Annotated in this window: 21 protein-coding genes and 2 tRNA genes; 17 read left to right on the forward strand and 6 right to left on the reverse strand. The window is 45.1% G+C overall.

Annotated elements, in window-relative coordinates; genetic code table 11:
* Window positions 1-216: 216 nt before the first annotated feature.
* Window positions 217-2,580, forward strand: a complete 2,364-nt coding sequence (locus tag GWP43_RS08300) for a transglycosylase domain-containing protein (RefSeq protein WP_230977618.1) — start codon at window positions 217-219, stop codon at window positions 2,578-2,580.
* A gap of 49 nt (window positions 2,581-2,629) precedes the next feature.
* Here GWP43_RS08300 and GWP43_RS08305 read toward each other — a convergent pair.
* From GWP43_RS08305 to GWP43_RS08315, 3 genes are all read right to left on the reverse strand, one after another.
* A tRNA-Met gene (locus GWP43_RS08305) sits at window positions 2,630-2,702 on the reverse strand.
* 82 nt (window positions 2,703-2,784) lie between these two features.
* On the reverse strand, window positions 2,785-5,055 hold the full coding sequence (locus GWP43_RS08310; RefSeq protein WP_162663772.1) for a glycoside hydrolase family 2 protein: 2,271 nt from the start codon (window positions 5,053-5,055) through the stop codon (window positions 2,785-2,787).
* A 1-nt stretch (window position 5,056) separates the two neighbouring features.
* Window positions 5,057-5,935: a hypothetical protein gene (locus tag GWP43_RS08315; RefSeq protein WP_162663773.1), complete on the reverse strand. Its 879-nt coding sequence runs from the start codon at window positions 5,933-5,935 to the stop codon at window positions 5,057-5,059.
* Between the two features lie 177 nt (window positions 5,936-6,112).
* Between GWP43_RS08315 and GWP43_RS08320 the strand changes: the two genes are divergently transcribed.
* The 3 genes from GWP43_RS08320 (at window position 6,113) to GWP43_RS08330 (ending at window position 9,576) form a co-directional block, all read left to right on the forward strand.
* Window positions 6,113-7,669, forward strand: a complete 1,557-nt coding sequence (locus GWP43_RS08320) for an extracellular solute-binding protein (RefSeq protein ID WP_162663774.1) — start codon at window positions 6,113-6,115, stop codon at window positions 7,667-7,669.
* Between the two features lie 100 nt (window positions 7,670-7,769).
* A complete protein-coding gene (locus tag GWP43_RS08325; RefSeq protein WP_162663775.1) occupies window positions 7,770-8,681 on the forward strand; it encodes an ABC transporter permease in 912 nt (303 codons plus the stop codon).
* A 28-nt stretch (window positions 8,682-8,709) separates the two neighbouring features.
* A complete protein-coding gene (locus GWP43_RS08330) occupies window positions 8,710-9,576 on the forward strand; it encodes a carbohydrate ABC transporter permease (protein WP_162663776.1) in 867 nt (288 codons plus the stop codon).
* 71 nt (window positions 9,577-9,647) lie between these two features.
* Here the strand turns inward: GWP43_RS08330 and GWP43_RS08335 are convergent, their stop codons facing one another.
* On the reverse strand, window positions 9,648-10,943 hold the full coding sequence (locus tag GWP43_RS08335) for an ABC transporter substrate-binding protein (protein WP_162663777.1): 1,296 nt from the start codon (window positions 10,941-10,943) through the stop codon (window positions 9,648-9,650).
* 232 nt (window positions 10,944-11,175) lie between these two features.
* Here GWP43_RS08335 and GWP43_RS08340 point away from each other — a divergent pair, with 232 nt between their 5' ends.
* On the forward strand, window positions 11,176-11,826 hold the full coding sequence (locus tag GWP43_RS08340; RefSeq protein ID WP_162663778.1) for a Crp/Fnr family transcriptional regulator: 651 nt from the start codon (window positions 11,176-11,178) through the stop codon (window positions 11,824-11,826).
* Window positions 11,827-12,042: 216 nt separating this feature from the next.
* Window positions 12,043-12,116 (forward strand) — tRNA-Ile (locus GWP43_RS08345).
* A 102-nt stretch (window positions 12,117-12,218) separates the two neighbouring features.
* Here GWP43_RS08345 and GWP43_RS08350 read toward each other — a convergent pair.
* Window positions 12,219-12,872: a radical SAM protein gene (locus tag GWP43_RS08350; protein WP_230977619.1), complete on the reverse strand. Its 654-nt coding sequence runs from the start codon at window positions 12,870-12,872 to the stop codon at window positions 12,219-12,221.
* Between the two features lie 122 nt (window positions 12,873-12,994).
* Complete coding sequence (locus GWP43_RS08355) at window positions 12,995-13,507, reverse strand: glutaredoxin family protein (RefSeq protein WP_162663779.1); 513 nt, start codon at window positions 13,505-13,507, stop codon at window positions 12,995-12,997.
* A gap of 319 nt (window positions 13,508-13,826) precedes the next feature.
* On the opposite strand from GWP43_RS08355, the gene rpsP reads away from it, so the two are divergent.
* From rpsP to GWP43_RS08405, 11 genes are read left to right on the forward strand one after another with little or no spacing between them, the layout of a single operon-like run.
* Window positions 13,827-14,075, forward strand: a complete 249-nt coding sequence (rpsP, locus tag GWP43_RS08360) for a 30S ribosomal protein S16 (RefSeq protein ID WP_044012752.1) — start codon at window positions 13,827-13,829, stop codon at window positions 14,073-14,075.
* Between the two features lie 14 nt (window positions 14,076-14,089).
* Window positions 14,090-14,323 (forward strand): KH domain-containing protein, encoded by a 234-nt coding sequence (locus GWP43_RS08365; RefSeq protein WP_006188554.1) that lies wholly within the window; start codon window positions 14,090-14,092, stop codon window positions 14,321-14,323.
* Window positions 14,323-14,847, forward strand: coding sequence for a ribosome maturation factor RimM (gene rimM / locus GWP43_RS08370; protein WP_162663780.1), 525 nt, complete (start codon window positions 14,323-14,325; stop codon window positions 14,845-14,847). The genes GWP43_RS08365 and rimM overlap by 1 nt, the downstream gene beginning before the upstream one ends.
* Window positions 14,844-15,590, forward strand: coding sequence for a tRNA (guanosine(37)-N1)-methyltransferase TrmD (gene trmD / locus GWP43_RS08375; RefSeq protein ID WP_162663781.1), 747 nt, complete (start codon window positions 14,844-14,846; stop codon window positions 15,588-15,590). Before rimM ends, trmD begins: the two co-directional genes overlap by 4 nt.
* Window positions 15,568-15,927, forward strand: a complete 360-nt coding sequence (gene rplS, locus GWP43_RS08380; protein WP_162663782.1) for a 50S ribosomal protein L19 — start codon at window positions 15,568-15,570, stop codon at window positions 15,925-15,927. The genes trmD and rplS overlap by 23 nt, the downstream gene beginning before the upstream one ends.
* Before the next feature lie 5 nt (window positions 15,928-15,932).
* Window positions 15,933-16,910 (forward strand): hypothetical protein, encoded by a 978-nt coding sequence (locus GWP43_RS08385; protein ID WP_162663783.1) that lies wholly within the window; start codon window positions 15,933-15,935, stop codon window positions 16,908-16,910.
* Between the two features lie 55 nt (window positions 16,911-16,965).
* On the forward strand, window positions 16,966-17,241 hold the full coding sequence (locus GWP43_RS08390) for an EscU/YscU/HrcU family type III secretion system export apparatus switch protein (RefSeq protein ID WP_162663784.1): 276 nt from the start codon (window positions 16,966-16,968) through the stop codon (window positions 17,239-17,241).
* On the forward strand, window positions 17,225-18,457 hold the full coding sequence (locus GWP43_RS08395; protein WP_162663785.1) for an HD-GYP domain-containing protein: 1,233 nt from the start codon (window positions 17,225-17,227) through the stop codon (window positions 18,455-18,457). The genes GWP43_RS08390 and GWP43_RS08395 overlap by 17 nt, the downstream gene beginning before the upstream one ends.
* On the forward strand, window positions 18,454-18,828 hold the full coding sequence (locus GWP43_RS08400; protein ID WP_203232395.1) for a YraN family protein: 375 nt from the start codon (window positions 18,454-18,456) through the stop codon (window positions 18,826-18,828). Before GWP43_RS08395 ends, GWP43_RS08400 begins: the two co-directional genes overlap by 4 nt.
* A complete protein-coding gene (locus tag GWP43_RS14250; RefSeq protein WP_203232396.1) occupies window positions 18,825-19,001 on the forward strand; it encodes a hypothetical protein in 177 nt (58 codons plus the stop codon). Before GWP43_RS08400 ends, GWP43_RS14250 begins: the two co-directional genes overlap by 4 nt.
* A gap of 1 nt (window position 19,002) precedes the next feature.
* Entirely contained in the window at window positions 19,003-19,404 is a 402-nt protein-coding gene (locus tag GWP43_RS08405; RefSeq protein WP_162663786.1) for a hypothetical protein, read from the forward strand.
* Window positions 19,405-19,515 lie beyond the last annotated feature (111 nt).

Genomic DNA, 19,515 nt, shown 5'->3' on the forward strand with positions numbered 1-19,515 from the left:
TACTTTACGGCGTTGCTGCGCACGAATAAATGCTCAACGTAAAACAAGTACGTCTCCGCTTTATTAATGAACTACCGGTTGTTAAGCAATAAACATAGTAACGCGCACATATTATCAAAAAGACAGCTGCTATGCAGTGTAGGGGCAATATGCCTTGTACTCTGTATTAGCAGCTGGATTTCACTCTTTTTGCCGTTCCCAGAACTGGACGCTTTTATGCAGCGGGATTGGAGCACCCGCATCTATGACCGAGGCGGTAACCTTATTCAAATCCTTGCGCTTGGGGACGGTATACGGCGTGAGTTTACAGCGTATGAAGCGATACCGCCCGATGCTGTCCGAATTTTTCTCGCTGCGGAAGACAAGGATTTTTTCTCCCACCGCGGCATCGATATTGCCGCTATTGCACGGGCGGCTTATCAAAATATCAGCAGCGGGAAACGGGTCAGCGGTGCATCTACCATTACGATGCAGCTGGCACGCCTCATCGTTCCGGCAAAAGAGCGCACGTTCTTTGCAAAACTCCGCGAGGCGCGGAATGCACTCCGAATTGAACGGAGGCTGTCTAAACAGGCCATTCTTGAGCTCTATCTCAACAGTATCCCGTTCGGATTCCAAACCGAAGGCCTTACGTCGGCAGCTAGGAATTTTTTTGCTCTGCCGCTTTCGGAACTGACTACGGAACAGCTCTGCTGCCTCGCGGTTATTCCCCGCCGTCCTACCGGTTACAATCCCCTTGAACACCCGGAGGCCTGTGCCGAAAAAGCGACGGCACTCTACCGATCCGTATTTATACAAGGAAACGAAACGCAAAACGGACGACAGGGTACACAGCTTGAAGGTCGGCTGCTGCAAACTGCCCGTACTGCGCGCCGCTTCGAATACCCTTTTGGAATGCCCCATTACATCGAATACCTTGTGCGACGATACAAGGCAGGTGATTTGCAGAGGATCAACCAAACACAGGAGATACGACGGCCTGTATCGGAAATCCTTGAAACCACACCCCGATCATTACCGCCTGACTGGTATCTAACCGCCGACAACACATTATCAGCCCAAGCAGAATTTTTGCTGCAAGTTCAGCTGAAAAACAACCCTCAAGCACGCGTACGCAACGGCGCGGTTCTCGTTATCGAAAATGCAACCGGGAACATTCTTGCGTGGGTAGGCTCAAATTCTTATTTTGATGATGAAAACAACGGAAAAATCGACGGTGTTACCGCGTTGAATCAGAGCGGAAGCAGTTCCAAGCCGTTTTTATATGCGCTTGCATTGGAACACGGGTGGAAGCCATCAGATGTATTGCCGGATATTCCAATGCGGTTCGGGAAAGAGGAGGCATACATCCCGCGTAACTTTAATAACCGGTTTAACGGTCCCGTTCGATTACGGATTGCGCTCGCCTCCAGCCTCAATATCCCCGCCGTCTATCTTCTAAACGAACTCGGAACCGAAAACTATCTGCACACGTTAGAGGCGCTCGGCTTTCAGTCTATCGATACAGCGGGCGCAGAGGCAGGGTTGTCGTTGGCGCTTGGTAGCATGCCGGTGTCTCTCTACGAGCTGGTACGCGCGTTCAGCGTTTTTCCTCGTGACGGTATACTCATTCCGCTGCACTCGTTTACGGATGGAAGCACTGCTGACGGATTTTCCGAGCCGAAACAGGTTTTCAACGCTGATACCGCACGGCTCATCTGCTCAATTCTTTCCGATTCTGCTGCGAGGGCGAAGGGTTTCGGTTTTTCTTCTACCTTTAAAACACCATTCCCTTCCATTTTTAAAACAGGTACGGCAAACCAATTCCAAAGCCTTATTGCCCTCGCCTCATCATCGGCCTTTACCGTCGGCGTCTGGATGGGAAATTTTGCAGGCAACACCGTAATAGGAAAAACAGGAAGTTCTGCCCCTGCCGCAATCGCGCATAACTTACTTATCCGGCTGCACCGCCAACCCTTAGCGGACGGCACTGCGGTACCGGCAAAAAACTTTATGGAACCGGAGCACTGGTACCGCGGATCCGTTTGTGCTCTTTCAGGGATGCCCGCCGGTTCCGCATGCCACAACACCGTGCAAGAATATCTACCCGCATTCGCCGTATTCAATAAATATGACAGGCAGAATGAACACAACGCCGGACACAATAACTACCAGTTCGATACATCCGACCGATATGGTACATATAAACAGGAAAACGGCGAATGTGAACAAGAAGGTAACGAATGCACATGGCACAGGACACAAAATGGGCATACGATTACCGTATATCCCGAAAAGTACCGGCGCTGGTTTGCGAACATCATGCGGCATGGCACAATCGGACAACTGAATAATGCATTAACCATTATCCGCCCTGCAGACGGCAGCCATTTTTTCAGTGATCATCGTTACCTCCGTACCGGCGTCCCAATCGAAATTATCGGCGGTGCGGAAGATACCATACAAGCTATCTACGATGACCACGCTCCGATTACTCTAAACCGGCCGTTTTTAGGTGCCCTCCCACTGGAAAAGGGTGACCACCGGCTCCTCATTCGCTGCGGTGATGAAGAGGTAGCGGCTGTATTCACCGTTGAATAAGTGTGTTTCAAAAAAAAAGACACTCGAAATGAGTGTCTTGTAAAAGAGGTAGCGGCAATAGGGCTTGAACCTATGACCTAACGGATATGAGCCGTTTGCTCTACCAACTGAGCTATACCGCCGTAAAAATACTCAAAGAATATAGCGTAAAATGAAATCTTTGTCAATAATTACCCTGAAAATTGAAAACTGGTGGCTGTAACCTCATCGGATACGGACGGAAACGGTTTCGGTTTTAAATTCGCCGCTTTGTGCGGAAACCTTTGCCGTGCCTGCTTTCCCGAGCGTTTTAATCCAAAAGCCGCGAGCACCGCCGATAAGTGCAAATTCCTGCGGGCCGATAATTTTCGCAGGCCCTTTCAGCGTAATCTTCACAATCTCGAAGCTATAGGGTAATTCGTTACCGACCTGATCAAGGAGCTGCACAACAAAGCGGACGGCATCGGGTATGTCTGCCCGAAGCTTTGTCTCATCGGCGGTAAGTACGAGCTGTGTCGCGACAGGATTTGCGCTAAACCGGCGGGTAATACACTCCATACCGTTATGGTAGCCGGTGAATACGGCATCTTCCCATCCGCCACCCCATACACTTGGAAGGTTGTCGATAACAACAGGAGGATGTGCAAGCCCGGGATAGCGGTCAAAAGCGGGGTAAAACAGACCTAAATCTTTTGCGCCGATGCTTAGCCGGACTGCCGTACAATTTGTACAAATAATAAGCGGCGCAATTCCGCCGACTGCACGGTCGCCGACGGTATAGCGGGTCAACGGTTCCAACACCGGCTTCATTTCGACAGGCTGCTGACTTGCATACACGCTTGCAGCAAATTTGGGGATGCGAAACATATCCATTACACCATGGTAACAAATGCGATCACCCGACCCAAAATTCGCATGGGTATTATAATCAAAAGCACACCAGCCGATTGCGCCGCATTTTTGCGGGTCGAGCGCGGCGGCATTCTGCACCGCAAGGTGGAGTTTTGCATGCTCAACCAAGCGTTCTTCCTGATCGAACCGCTTTGTCGGGTACATGTGTCCGCCGAACTCGGTTACCAAATAGGGAACCGAATCGGATAGCCCCGTAACCTCACGCTGGGAACGAAGTACACGTGCTGCTCCGGCTGCAGTACCGGCAGTCAATCCTTGAACTCCGCAAGTAAAATCGTTCATTGTATATACGTCTTCAAAAAATTCGCTGTTTTCAATACATCTAACACCGCCGGTTTGCCGATACGGATCAAGTTCATGGGCAATCGTATTTGTCTGCTGGTAAAACGCAGTACAATCCGGTGATTCATTGATTCGTACTCCCCACAACACAATAGAGGGATGATTCCGATCCCTCGTAATCATCTTACGGATATTTTCGCAAGTAACATCCTGCCAGGCGGAATCGCCGATATGCTGCCAACCGGGCGTTTCTTCAAAAACCAATAGTCCGATCTCATCACAGCGATCCAAAAAATACGGCGATTGCGGATAATGCGAAGTACGAACAATATTAACGCCAAGCTCGTATTTCAGGATATCCGCATCTTTCCGCTGTACCCGTTCAGGCATCGCATAACCGACGTATGGAAAAGACTGGTGCCGGTTTAAGCCCCGCAGCTTGAGCAGTTTGCCGTTTAAGAAAAAACCTTCCGGCGTAAATTCAACCGTACGAAATCCGATACGGGTAGATACGGTATCGCATACAAGACCGTCTTCCAGTAACGATACTTCGGCGCGGTACAGTTCGGGCTTTTCAAGCGTCCACAGTTTTAAACCGGTTAATTCATCCATTATCATCGATAGGGTAAGAGACGGAACGGCGACCTCAAGGCTTCTGCTCAATTCCGCCCGTTTTCGATTTCTGGAATCGAAGATCGCTACCGAAACGTCAATCGATTTATTCGTTCGTTCGTCATGTGCAATCGCAATATCAACCTGTAGACTTTTTTCCGCCGTTAAAGCGGAAATTGGGCGGGCATAAATCGACTCAATATGGCAATGGGGTACCGCACGCAGGATAACATCGCGGTAAATACCGCCATAGCAAAGATAGTCCACTTCACCACCGAACGGGGGAATATCAGCTCGTTCCGTCGAGTCGACATACACGGCAAGCACATTGCTTTCAGTGTCTCCATACTCAACGTAGTGAGTAATCTCCACAGAAAAAGGAACATATCCGCCTTTGTGTTCTCCGATAAAGTGCCCATTGATAAAGACCCTTGCATAGCACATCAGACCGTCAAAGTCGACAAAAAGCCTCATCCCTTGCAGATTGGAGGATACGGCAAATTTTTTTCGATAACATGACTCAAATTGATATACCTTCTCATCAAAATAATGATACGGCAATTCTTTCACCGTATGCGGAAGCTGCACTTCAGTAAAATGAGATTCATCACAATCGGCTCGCACATACTGTTCTTCAAAAGTATTCACAAATTGCCAATTTTGCCATAAAGGGATCAGTATTCGTGCCATTTTATGCCTCCGTTTGTATATCGATCATCTGATTTAATACGATATTAAGGTCTTCGATAAAAATTCCGGAATACCGTTCGATATTTTTTATAATAAAGTCTTTTAATGCCAATATCCGTCCAGCCAAATCCGGGTCGGCAGGCATATCGACCATCATAATAACCCTATAACCGTTATCTTCGGTTTGAACGGTAATTTTCTTAATATTTACCGCGCTATCGTATTGAGCCGCATATTGTATAACCATTTCTTTTAATGCATCATCTGAAACTTGTGCCGGGTACACTTTAGAAAATTCAGGACGCACGACCGATTTTTCAAAAAGTGTTTCTTCTTCCTTTAAGTGCCCGATATTTGCATTACGGAACAGCAGTCTGATTTTATCATAAAATATCTGCGGATAGTTCCTTTTCACCTCGACTGACGGTACGGGAATAACGTGTTTGCCTTCGACACGACGACTTCTAATGGCGGTTTCAATTTCTTCCCTCGTCGCAATATCTTCAATGCGGATAATCTTCTGCGGAGGTGGAATCTGCAACCGTGTCGCAATTTTATTAACCATCTTATCCGACGTTCCCAAAATAAGTACTTTTTTGCGGCTTAATTGATGCAACACTTTTGCCGCTTCATCCCTATGCTGTTTATCGTCAAAGACAGCCGTTTTTACTGCCGCCAAAAAGGTCTTCTCTCGTTTTGCAGAATGCCCCGCAAGTATTTTATCGCCTCTAATGACTAATCCGTCATCGATAATTAAATCTATTCCATATTTTTGGGCGACCAATCGCGCTCTAAAGCTTTTCCCGGTGCCGTTTCCTCCGACCAGCGCATATATCTGAGGTCTCTTGACCCAACGAAAGAACCTATCAAAAAACCGCATATCAGTTTAGTATAAGCCGGTTATTGCATCTCCGCAAGCCTATTTTTATCAAATTCTGCGCTAACACAACAAAAGCGAGAACTTGACAAATGGGTAATAGCAGGTTACCCTTTTTTACAGAGCATCTTGGTGCAAACTCAAATAATTCTAAAGATGCTCATAAATTCGGAGGAAAGTATGAAACGTATCGTTAAGCTCTGTGCCGCACTGCTGATTGTCGGTATCTTGCTGGCCGGGTGCGAGGCTAAAAAACCGGACGTATCCCAAACCAATTCGGAAAAACCGATTGAAATCTCATTGTATTATTCGGACAATGCGACACTTCCTTTCAAAGCCGATTGGCTGACCGTGCAGGAATCGGAAAAGCGCTCAAACACGAAATTGCATTTTGAGCCGATACCGATCGCCGATTACAACACGAAAGTATCGTTAGCATTGAATACCGGTAACGGCCCCGATGTAATTCTTTATCAAAATACCAACGGGGAAAACGGTTCATTGGCTTTAAACGGCGCGCTTATTCCAATCAGCGATTATCCCGAATGGACACCGAACTTTAATGCGCAAGTAAAAAAATTCGGATTGGAAAAAGACATCGATGCGCTGCGCCTTAAAGACGGGAAATATTATTATCTTCCTTCTTTATTCGACGTTCCCTTTTATGACGGCGGATTGATTTTGCGCGAGGACATACTGAATAAATACGGCTTATCTCAGCCGAAAACATTCGACGACCTCTATGTCTATTTAAAGAAATACAAACAAGATAATCCCGACTCATACCCGCTGACCATTTTGGCCGGTCCTCGGGTATTATATAGAATGACAATGCCGTCATTCGGTATCAGCCTCGGCAAAAATTCTTCAACCGGTACCGGCGTTTTAAGCTGGGACTATGCGAAAGGTAACTATTTTGCCGGAGCGACAACGGAAATGTATAAGTCTTATGCGCGCTTCCTTGCAAAGCTCTATAAAGAAGGTTTGTTGGATCCCGAAATGGCAGAGCCTATCGACGGTGATAAATGGGCGCAAAAACTCGCTACCGGCAAAGCAGTTGCCACGTATGCGTACTATGACCAAATCGGCGGCGTTACCGGCAAATCGGCTATCGAAGGCTTTAAACTGCAAATGTATCCGCCGCTCGCCGGTCCTGCAGGCGCTCACCATCAGCCCAAGAGCAGAACACAATGGGGCATCATGTTTCCGTCAAAGACCGCAAAGAGAGCGGACTTTGAAAAAATTGTCCGTGCAATTGACGATATTTTCTTCAGCGATGAAGGTGCAAAACTCTGGTGTCTCGGCGTAGAAGGCGTAACCTATACTATGGAGAACGGAAAAATTAAGTATGCAAAAGAAATTACCGAAGCTCCTGAAGGTATTTACAAGGCGATGCAGTTAAAATACGGCTGCGGAGCCGATACGACGCAGCTGGTATGGATCAACAGCAGAGAAATGACCAAGTATGACGACAATTATGCCCGCATCAATGCAGAAGTAGAAAAAATGGATATGGCGATCCAGCCGATTCCCCCTACCCCGCTGTTTGATGATGCCGTTGCCGAAGAAGCGGGTATTCTACGTACACCGCTCTTAGACACATTTGAAAAATGGAACAATGATTTTATCACCGGGAAAAAAGATATTGATAAGGATTGGAATGCCTATGTTACCGAAATGAATAATGTCGGCATTGAAAAGTACCTTGCGCTCTATAACGAACACGTAAGGAAATGACCTCTTGCTGCGCCTGCATAAGCATCGCTTTGCGGGCGTATTGGGCATCTCTAAAAGCTATACCTGAGTTTTTAGAGATGCCCAATTATTTTTTAACGCTATGAATCAAAGAACGAAACGCTATTTTCATCAATATTGGCAGCTTTATGCGATGCTTCTGTTGCCTTTACTTTATTTTATCATATTCAAATATGTCCCGATTTTCGGCAATGTACTTGCATTCAGACGATATCGTCCGGGTCTCGGCGCATTCGGTACTGAATGGGTTGGGCTGCGCTATTTTACGATGTTCTTTAAAGACCCCGCATTTTGGCGTGCATTTAGGAATACGCTGACTCTATCGCTGATGAATTTACTCATAAACTTCCCGATACCGATTATCTTTGCCCTCCTCTTAAACGAAATACGTTCCGTTTTTTTTAAGAAATTCGTACAAACGGTTTCATATATGCCGCGGTTTATTTCGACCGTTGTCGTTATTGCAATGGCTGCGGAAATTCTTTCGCCGAGTACCGGTATTTTAAATCTTCTGTTAAAAAATACGTTCGATATGCAGCCGATCTATTTCATGAACGAACCGGCCTATTTTAGAACTTTGTACATTTTCACTGATACATGGCAGTATATGGGATGGACTGCAATTATCTATCTTGCAGCAATTACGGGAATTAACGAAGAATTATATGAGGCGGCAAAGATCGACGGTGCGGGAAAATTGCAGCAGATACTGTATATCACTATACCATCTATCCTGCCGACTATTATGGTGATGCTTATTCTGGAAATCGGCAGATTACTGACACTTGGATTTGAGAAGATACTGCTTATGTATACCCCGAACAATGCGGATGTCAGCGATATTATCGCAACACTTGTATACCGCACCGGTTTGGCAAATCAGAACTATTCATATGCAACGGCAATCGGATTATTTACCGGTGTTATCGGCATTGTTCTTGTCGCCTCTGCAAACGCTGCAAGCAAACGCCTCACCGACGAAAGTATCTATTAAAAAAACATCTGTTAATACGGAGTGAACTATGCAATCAAGAAAAAACTCGTTCAGCATTTTTAATCTTATCCTCTTTATTGTGATGGCATTTGTCATACTCATCTGCATTGTACCATTCATATATATGATTGCACTTTCTTTCTCCGACCCTGCCGCTATTATGCAAAACAAAGTATCGTTTTTACCGGTGGGGTTTACAACCGCGGCATATAAGCAGATATTCACATACCCGAATTTCTTTAAAGCGTACGGCAATACTATTTTTTACACTTTCTTTGGAACGCTTATTGCCCTCTGTTTTACTTCGATTTTTGCGTATCCGCTTTCAAAGAAGTTTTTACGCGGTACCGGTACTATCATGAAGCTGGTCGTTTTTTCGATGTTTTTTTCCGGAGGTTTAATCCCCACCTATCTGCTTATTTCTTCATTACATTTAACGGGTACGGTATTTGCAATACTGCTCCCCTTTGCCATCAATCAGTTCCATCTGATTATTTTAATAAACTTTTTTAAAGCTTTTCCGCACGAGCTGGAAGAAGCTGCCTTGATAGACGGACTCGGCTACTTTAGGATTTTTACCCAAATCGTTGTTCCGCTTTCCACTCCTGCTTTGGCGGCGATCGGTCTGTATACGGCAGTATTCTTTTGGAACGATTGGTTTAACGGATTGATCTACTTAAAGTCTTCACAGTTCCCCGTTATGCTGTTCTTACGCAATATCGTCAACGGTACAGCAACCATGGGAGACGGAGCCGGCAGCGCAGATATGTCGGTTATCGGTATTTCGATTAAAGCTGCCGTCATTATCGTTTCAACGCTGCCGATTATCCTGCTGTACCCCTTCCTGCAAAAATACTTTGTGAAAGGGCTGACAATCGGCTCGGTAAAAGGCTAAACAGTAGAAGGTTAATAGCGCGTATCTCGTCGGTGTTGTAAAACCAGCAGTTTTACAACACCGTTTTTTTATCAGCGGCTTTCGGAGCTACTACCGGCAGCGGTTTCAAAATCGGCTTTGATTTTTTCCAACAGGGCGCCGATATCATTTTGATAGATAAAATCCCAGCCGACCCACGAGAATTTTTTATCGGCTGATAAGCGATTGTCAACAGACGGATTGGTAGACGGAAAGAAACCGCTTTGCGCGAAAACCGTACCGGTCTTTTCCGAAAGGAAAAACGACACAAAATCTTTTGTGAGCGCTTCGGTATCTTTTTTTACCAGCATAAAAATAGGCGCGACAATCGCGCCGTCCTTCGGCCAAACCGTCTTCAGAGGAGTCCGCTCGTCTATCATCTTAGAGAAAAAATAAGGACTGATACTGACGACAGGCTGTGCAGTCGCAGCGCTCTTTCCTCCTTTTACCATTTGGGCAGGATGCATATACGCACTGCACGCTTTGCCTAATTTTTTAATTCCTTCATCGCCAAAACGTGCATAGATATTAAGAACGACGGAATTGAATAAATCCAAATCGCCGAACGGAATAGCGACGGAATGTTCGAATTCGGGAGATAAGATATCCTCCCATGTCTCCGGTATTTTTCTTCCGTCCAACAGCGCAGTATTCACAATCATAATTGCAGGAACAACACCGATAATGGCGTAATTTTTTTTCTCATCCCGCAAATCGATATAGTCATTGCAAAAATCTTTATTGACCGTATCGAGTGCGCAGTGAAATTCCTTGTTTTCAATAAAAGAGCCCATCAGCTTTTTATCAAAAAACAGTTCAAAACCGGCAGACAGGAGCACATCCGGCAGGTTTTCCTTTTTACCGGTTCTTGCCAGATCGATTATCCAGTCAATACCGAGATTAGCCGATCTTAAATCATACCGGATTTTATAATTTTGTTTCTCTAATGCTTCCTGATGTGTTTCAATATAATCGGCATAAAATGCTTCAAAACTTTCCAGCAATGGAATCCGTATCGGACACGGCAGAACGCCTTCAATCCTCACCGTCTTTTTTCCGTCATCCGGCTCAAGAGGATTATCGCTTTTTACCTTTAAACTGAGATCGATATGCGCTAAACCCGACGAGGCGTTTTGTTCGATAATTTCAACCAGTTCCCGCTCGCATAAATCGATATCCAATTTCTTAGAAAGAAAAGCTTTTTCAAGCGTGATCTTTTTTCCCATCAATTTGCGCATAACCGGATTGGTAAGCGGCGTAAAACCCTTTCCCGCCAAATAGCGGATTGTTTCAGGGTACCGTTCCGTAACGTCAAAGACCGTTTCGTTCATATTAAAATAATTATTCATAATCTTCCTCCAATAACAGATATATAGTAGACTATTTACCACCGATACTTTTGGGCATCTCTAAAAACTCGGTTAGATTTTTAGAGATGCCCGACGAGTTTTTGTTTAAGTTTTTATGTTATAATAACTCAAACAAAAACATCGCAAATAAGCTTAAGGAAAACCTCTAAAAACGGAAGTTTTTAGAGGTTCCTTTTAAAAAGCCCCGCATATGATGCAAAGGAAGGACGCTGTGAATCCGTTATTCAAAGATATTCCCGCAAAGGAACTGGAAACCTATCTTACCGCCGTCAAGGCAAAGACTGCCATCTATCCAAAAGACAGCTTTATTTTCTTTGAAGGCGACCTTCCCAAAGCATTGTTCATCCTAAAATCGGGAGCCGTCCAAATCGAAAAAAACGGTATCGACGGCAAACGGACTATTATGAACCGCTTTGAAACACCGGAAACCGTCTTCGGTGAAGTGTACGCCTTCCTGCAATCAGTTCCGTACGATTATTCATGTAGAATAATTGCCGATGCGAAAATCCTCAGTATTCCGGCAAACACATTTTTTGCTTCTGCAACACTGCCCGCCGTACAAACAAAAATTGTACAGAATCTTTTATCTATCCTTGCGCATAAAGCCTATTTCCTAAACCAGAAGCTGTTGATATTCTCTTCATTTACACTGCGTAAAAAAATAGCCGTGTATCTGTTGCAGCAAGCACACGGTCAGCCTAAAATAACGCTCAAACTAAACCGAGAAGCTATGGCCGAATATCTTGCCGTTCCGCGCCCTTCCCTATCCCGTGAATTGATGAATATGCAAAAAGACAAGCTGCTCACCATATCCAAAGATACCGTAACCGTTAACATCGACAAACTCGAAGATCTTGCATAAATCAATTCTACAGATAGCCGGTTCTAAGTAACGAAATTCTTAAAACTGTATAGAGTATATCACAACAAAAATGAGAATTCGGTAGCATTTGTTACCGCATTGGTATTTTAATATCTCGGCGATAGAATATTATGAAAAAATAGTAATACCTCTCAGATAATTTCGATACGATTACCTTGACTAAAGCCGCAAAATAAATTACTATAGTGCTTCCTTGGGACTATAGCTCAGTTGGTTAGAGCAGCGGACTCATAATCCGCGGGTCGCCGGTTCAAGTCCAGCTAGGCCCATTTTCCCCCTCACAACAATTTCTACAAGCAAGACCGAAGCCTACAGTATTGCGCTGTAGAGAACTCACTATTTTCCATTCATTTTTATAAATTGCAAATCGATTAACGTAATCTACTATTGGGAATCTTTGTTCCGGCAAGACGAATGAGTTCTTCTGTTTCGGCCTGTGTATATGGACGAATTGTATTCCATGCGGGATTAAGACAGTTCCCCGGTAAAAAGGGAGCAAAAAACCATGCGGCATCGGAAGGGAGCAATGCTGAAATAGCACGTATATCCTCGGCAGCTACAAGCGGCGGTACAAGAACGGTTCTATATTCGATTTCTACCGGCCGACAGAACGTGTGCTTTTCCTGCAAAATCATCAACGTCCGTTTTAGTGCAGCTTCAGGCTGTTCAGCCGACGGCTCAGTTCCTGCCGGGCAACAAAATTTGAGTTCATGATAACGGGCAGGAGCAGTCTTTATATCGATGGCTATCATATCGGGACAGAGCGCGTCGTCGTGCAGGAGCGAATACACTTTATCCGGCAATAAACCATTTGTATCAATCTTAACGGCAAGCCCGGCCTTTCGTGCCCGTAGAATAAGTTCCGGTAAAACCGGAGAAAGAAGTGCTTCACCGCCCGAAATAACAAGTCCATGCAATACCGACTTCCGCTTTTCGATATGTTTATAGACCGCTTCAATCGGTACGTAGTCATTCGTACCGCCCCCGCAATGACTTACCGACAGGACCTTCCGAAACGGACGCACATACAAGCTCGCCGTTATAGCAATACGGGCAGCGCAAGTTACAGCCGGGCAGAAAAAACCGCAGCAGCGACCTTGCGCGGATAGTTGACAAGTGTGGTTTTCTGCAGACCGACATTCATAGCTTACGCGATAACTGCTTCAGCCGTATATGGGGTTAAGCGATACGCTTTAAGATCGGCAACCGAATATGCACGGGAAAGTTCTTTTTCCGATTCATTATACATGATAACGGTAGGACAGGATCGGACGCCGTGCTTTGCAGCTGCTTTAATACCTTCTTCGGTGTCGGCATCGATATAACGGATATCAATACCGAGATTATTGCAGTAATCTTTAACAGGTGGGCAGTTGGGACACGTCTTCCGCGTATACACCTCAAAAAAGGCAGGATATTGAATTGATGTTGTTCCCGTATCCACTACGGTACTTTGCCCTGCATAGAGGGGCGTTTTAGGATTTTCGTGTTCGAACATTTTCCGCTCTGAAAACTCTTCACGCTTGCCCTTATTCCAGTTACGGACGGAACGGTAATAACCGACTATGCGTGCATATACTTCCGTTGTAGAACCGTGTACATTTTGCAGATCCGACTGTGCAGCTGCAATATCAGCATCGATTGCTTCTCTTGTTCTCATGGTATCTTACCCACCTTTTATAGAGATATGTTTCACTATATAAGTTTATCTATATAGTGTTAATTATGCTTACATTTGTGATGATACCCCCATATATAGTGTATGTCAAGTAGTCAAATCAACACCCCCGACGCAAACGGCGGGTATTAAACCCTCGCACGAATAAATCCCTCTTTGCAGCAAAACTCGATGTCCTATAGTTGACCAAGTATCGGTTTTCATGTACTATAGCCTGTATTTTATTCTTGTAGGAACATTCCTAAAAGCGGCTGTTTTTAGTAGTTCCCACCATAAATAATTAATTTCCGGGAGGATTAACGTGAGCGTAAAAATCAGACTCAAGAAATTCGGAACAAAAAAGCGCCCATATTACCGCATCGTGGTACAGGATGTCCGTGAACCCCGTGATGGTAAAACCATTGACGAAGTAGGCATCTATCATCCTATTGAAGCGGAAGATCAGCAGATTGCTTTTGATGCCGATAAAGTACGCGGTTGGCTTAATAAAGGCGCTCAGCCGACCGACACGGTTCGTCACTTGCTCAACAAAAAACAATTCACGTTATAGGTCGGCTATCGAACATGGAACGTGATTTAGTCGAGTACATTGCAAAGTCGCTTGTTGATGATCCCAGTGCCGTTTCCGTATCGGAAAAAGAGACCGACCGCGGTATTGTGCTGGAATTGCGCGTTGCAAGCGGTGATGTAGGAAAGGTAATCGGAAAATTCGGAAGGGTTGCTCAGGCAATTCGGACGCTGCTTATGGCATCAGCCGGTCGAAGCGGAACCCGTTATTTGCTGGAAATTCTTGATTAATGGACTGGCTCATAACCGGTAGGATTCGGGGCACATTCGGTCTTGAAGGCTTCCTTAAAATTGAAAGCTGTTCGGGCGAATATGAACATTTTCTAAACTTAAAAGAGATAAAACTGCAGTTTCCATCCGAGGGGACGGGAACACAGCATCCCGAACTATTCTATCAGGTTGAAGAGTGCGTTGTCCGCAATGCGGACGCGTTATTAAAACTACGAGGTATCGATTCGCCTGAGGCGGCAAAAAAGCTACACGGAGCGGATATATTGGTTCCTCGCGATATGGCTTGCCCGCTCGAACGCGGCGAGTTTTATATCAATGATCTTTGTAATTCTGTCCTTGTGTACAAAGGAAATTCTGTGGGTACAATTGCAGATGTAGTGGAAGGCGGAGGCGGATTGTTATTGGAAGTCTCCGAGGCTGCAACAGGCAGAACCGTGTATGTTCCGTTTCGTTCCCAATTTATTGGAAAGATAAACATACCGGTAAAGCAGGTTGAGCTTATGCACCGCTGGATTCTCGAATGAGATTCAATGTGCTGACCTTGTTCCCCGAAATCCCCGCCGCCTTTTTCGAATCGTCGATCATGGCGAAGGCGGTCGAACGGGGGCTTATTACCTACAATCTGGTGAATATCCGCGACTTTGCTTACGACAAGCATCGAACCTGTGATGATCTAACCTACGGCGGCGGGGCGGGAATGCTCCTATTGCCGCAGCCGCTTTCGCTCGCGCTCGATTCTGTGCAGGCAGCCGAAAAACGAGTTATCTATGTAACCCCTTCCGGCAAGCCTTTCACCCAAGCGTGTGCAGCCGAGCTTGCACGAGAAAAAGAACTCGTGTTTATCTGCGGCCGCTACGAAGGAATTGATCAGCGAATCATCGACGAATACGTTGACGACGAAATTTCACTCGGCGACTACGTTATGTCCTCAGGTGAGCTTGCTGCGCTCGTAATAATAGACGCGGTGTACCGCTTGATCGACGGCGTTATTTCCCGCGAATCCCTTGAAGAGGAGAGCTTTTCCGACGGTTTGTTGGAATACCCCCAGTACACACGGCCGCAGATATTCAGGGACAGAGCTGTTCCTGAAGTGCTTCTGTCCGGCCACCACGAACACATTCGTAAATGGCGGCTTGAACAGCGGATTAGAAAGACGCTTGCCATGCGTCCCGACTTGCTGACGGCAATTCGTAGTTCACCTGAATGGACAAAAGAAGCGGAACTTATTTTACAGGAGATAACAAATGGCAGAGAATTTAATTCGTAAGATTGAAGAAAACCAAAAGATTGTCGAAAAACCTTCTTTTAAAGTAGGCGACACCGTAAAGGTACACTTCAAGATTATTGAAGGGAAAACCGAACGTATTCAGATATATGAAGGACTGGTACTGTGCTTTAAAAATGCCGGTATCGGCCGGACATTCACGGTAAGAAAGAATTCTTACGGCGTCGGCGTAGAGCGTGTATTTCCGCTCCACTCACCGCGTATCGCAAAGGTAGAAGTGGTGCATGCCGGTAAGGTTCGCCGTGGCAAGCTCTACTACATCCGCGAGAAGATCGGTAAGGCTGCAAAGATTAAGACACTTCTGCAAAAGAAGAACTAGCGGATATGCAGCCCACAGCGGAACGGCCGGCGCTTCTGATTCCATTACATCGGAATGAGGCACTTAACGCGGCCGTTCTTTTCCAAGGAGACAAAGCCGCCGGTTTTACCGAAAATGAACCGGTAACGGTTCGGGTGCTGTCGATCCTTAAAAACAATACGGTGCGGATTACCGTTAAAGGTTCCGTACTACAGGCACAGACAAAAGCTCTTTCTCAAGATATTAGGGAAGGGCCTTTTTTATTGATGCGCGTCCATATTGCCGGCAATACGGTTATGTTAACGCCGTATCAGAAATCTATACCGCATTCGTTGCCGCATGGTGATGTATTCTCCCAGCTCGGCATACCGCAGTCCGACCTCGCGGCAACATTGATCGCTTTTTTTCGTCAAAATGAACAGCCGTTACAATCCCGCCCGCTCTTAAAAATCCTTTCTTCACTCTATGCGTTCGCCCCGCACGAAAAAAAAGCAGCTTTTGCTGCTGCCCTCCTCTACTCACGCGGTATAGAACCTTTACCGCAGCTAATTGAACAATGCCTTGCAGCCATGTTTGCCCTTCCCGGCAAACAGCATGAAAATCCGACCGACTCATCGGAGGATGCCGACCTCTTCCGCTTTCTCAATCATGTAAAAACAGGCAAAAACCACTGGGTGGTATTTCCGTTTGAAAAACAGCTCAACACACTCTGGAGAGGTTCGGCGGCTTTTTTGCTTGATCTGCAAGACGCCGTATGTCTTGAATGCTGCCTACGGGTACGAAGTGAAGAACAACAAGAAGCATGGACATTTGTGCTCAAGAATAACCAATGCTTTTTTTCCTATCGAGGACAAGAAGAACTTTCAACACAGAAGCAGAAAAATCTCGCAACTTTGCTGCACGACTGTCTGGAATCTGCAGGAGTTACTTCCTATACCGTACATTATGCCGATAATAATATGGAAGAGAATCATACCCTTGCATCAATCGATATATCAGTGTAGAATAATCTAGGAGTAGATGTGACTTTTTATTACCATGGAGATAAAAAGCAATAGTATGGACAAGGGGCGAGATTGCTCGGTTGCATTGTCATATACATTCGGAGAAGATATTCCGATGATTACCGCCTCGGGGCGCGGTGCTATTGCACGAAAGATACGAGAAATTGCCGATAAATGTCATATTCCCCTCATCAATAACCCTCTGCTGGCAGAAGTGTTGGTTGATACCGAAATAGGATCTTGTATTCCTGAAGAGACATATCAAGCAGTTGCCGCTATTTTTGCATTTCTTCAAAAAAAGGATGGAATAACCGGTGCTAAGACGAATTAAGGTAGAAGATTTAAAAGAAGGCATGATATTTTCTGAGCCGCTATTCTTTGATGACGGCAAGAACAGGGTCCTCGGCAAAGGGCATCCTGTTTCTGAACGTGAACTATCGGTATTAAAGCAATGGAAAGTTCCCTTTGTTATGACAGCAGGGAAAAGTATAAAAAAGAGTGCAGAAGTAACGGAACTAGTTGAAGAATTAGATACACTACCCGACGAAGGAGGATCTCCTACTGCTAAGACAGCTGACAAAAATACTAAAAAGAAGACAACGGAAGAAAGTACCATTTTACAACTGCCGGATATTTTAACACACAGCGAACTCTATACTGAATATTTGGCAATTATCCTAACACTGGACATCTTTTTAACCGAAGTAAAAAACAGAAAAGCCATATCACCCCGACCTATAGATGGAATAGCCCTGAGACTGCGTAATTTGCTCGCAGCCAATAGACCACTTGCCATTTCATTTATCCTATCAGCCCAAATTCCTGAACGAGATATGGCAAAAGCTCTAGTCGATACTGCTATTTTAGCTGAAACCATCGCAAATTTTATGAATCTGCCCGAAGATTATATTGATGATATAATACTCGGTTCTCTGCTACACGATTGCGGTATGCTAAGGATTCCTGATGCCATTTTAAACAAAAAAACTGCGCTTTCGGATACTGAAATGCAAACTGTGGTTGCGCACACCGTCTATGGGTATAAAGCTGTATTATCGGAATTTGTGTATACCGAGCGTGTCGCAATGCTTGTTCTCGAGCACCATGAACGTTGGGACGGAAAAGGCTACCCCAATGGACTTGATAAAGATTCCATCGAAATAGGTGCCCGTATTATAGCTGTAGTAGACGCCTTTGTCGCAATGACTGCACGAAAGGCTTATCGCAACGCACTGCTCGGTTATGATGCAATGAAAACTCTACTTGCAGATAAAGGTCGCCGCTTTGATTACGAGGTCATCAAAGCAATGATTCAAAGTATTGGTGTATATCCCATCGGCTCAATAGTATTAATGAACGATACCTCCATCGTGCGTGTCGTCGGCACACACCCGGAAGCTCCCTTACGCCCGCTGATTAGGGTACTCATTGATGAAACCGGCCATCTTTATCCAAACAATAAGGGCAAACTTATCGATCTAAAGGAATATAAAAATACTTTTATTGTCAAGGCAATTGACCCACTTCAGTATCAACAAAAAAAATGATGGAAGAACGGCTGGGGCCGGCAGGTGAGACATACGCAGAAAAATGGCTCGAACGGCAAGGGTACTCTATCATTGCCCGAAACTGGCGAACAAGAACAGGGGAAATTGACATCATAGCAGAAAAGGACGAAACGCTTGTCTTTTTTGAAGTAAAAACATTACCCCATACACCGCTTACGGACTTGGATATTATCGTTGGAAATAGAAAACAGGAAAGGATTTGTAAAACCGCTAAATATTTTCTCTTAACTCATCGAAAATATAACAAGATGCATATACGGTTTGATGTTCTTGTATTGCCGTTTGATCCACGGACAATAGAATCAGCTGAGCCGCTGCATCTAGAGAATGCTTTTGAGGATTATGTATGAATGTTGGCGTGTTTCCAAAAAAAGGGCGGTATACTCCCCGCAAATACTTTACCGAATCCGATTTTCGTGAAATGGAAACAAAACTCAATGACGAAACATATATTCAAGCGGCAATATACCGATTAGCATCGATATTGACCGAACAAATGATGTATATGAAGGATGAAGAATAATATGAATAATAGGCGGGGACATAGAAAAGAAAACCGTTATACAGAAAATACCACGGTGAATAACAAACCGTATATCAGTCCACAGCACGAGGATCCTACCGAACTTTTTACCTGCCCACGGTGCGGCAAACCGATCAAAGATTTAAGCGCCGCATTAGCGGATAAAACAGACGGCAAGCCTGTGCATTTCGATTGCGTATTAAATTTTTTAAAGCAAAACGAAGTCTTACATGAAAATGAAGCGATTTCGTATATCGGTCAAGGCAGATTTGCCGTTATCAAATACGCTTCAATGGTAACGATGAAAGAATTCACTATCGTTAGAATCATTGAGTGGGAAGATAAAAACCAGCGCGCAGAATGGCGGGGCACCATCGCCGACCGTTTCAGCTTAATCGATTAAGTGAATAGCCTTTCCGTTAGCCTTTTGAAAATAGTGGTACCGGATACAAGGCGCTGAGTGAACAACACCCGCAGGCGTACTTATTGTACGTCGAGGACTGTTGTTCACTCA

Origin of the sequence: Treponema vincentii, assembly GCF_010365865.1 — a bacterium.
Classification (GTDB): Bacteria; Spirochaetota; Spirochaetia; order Treponematales; family Treponemataceae; genus Treponema.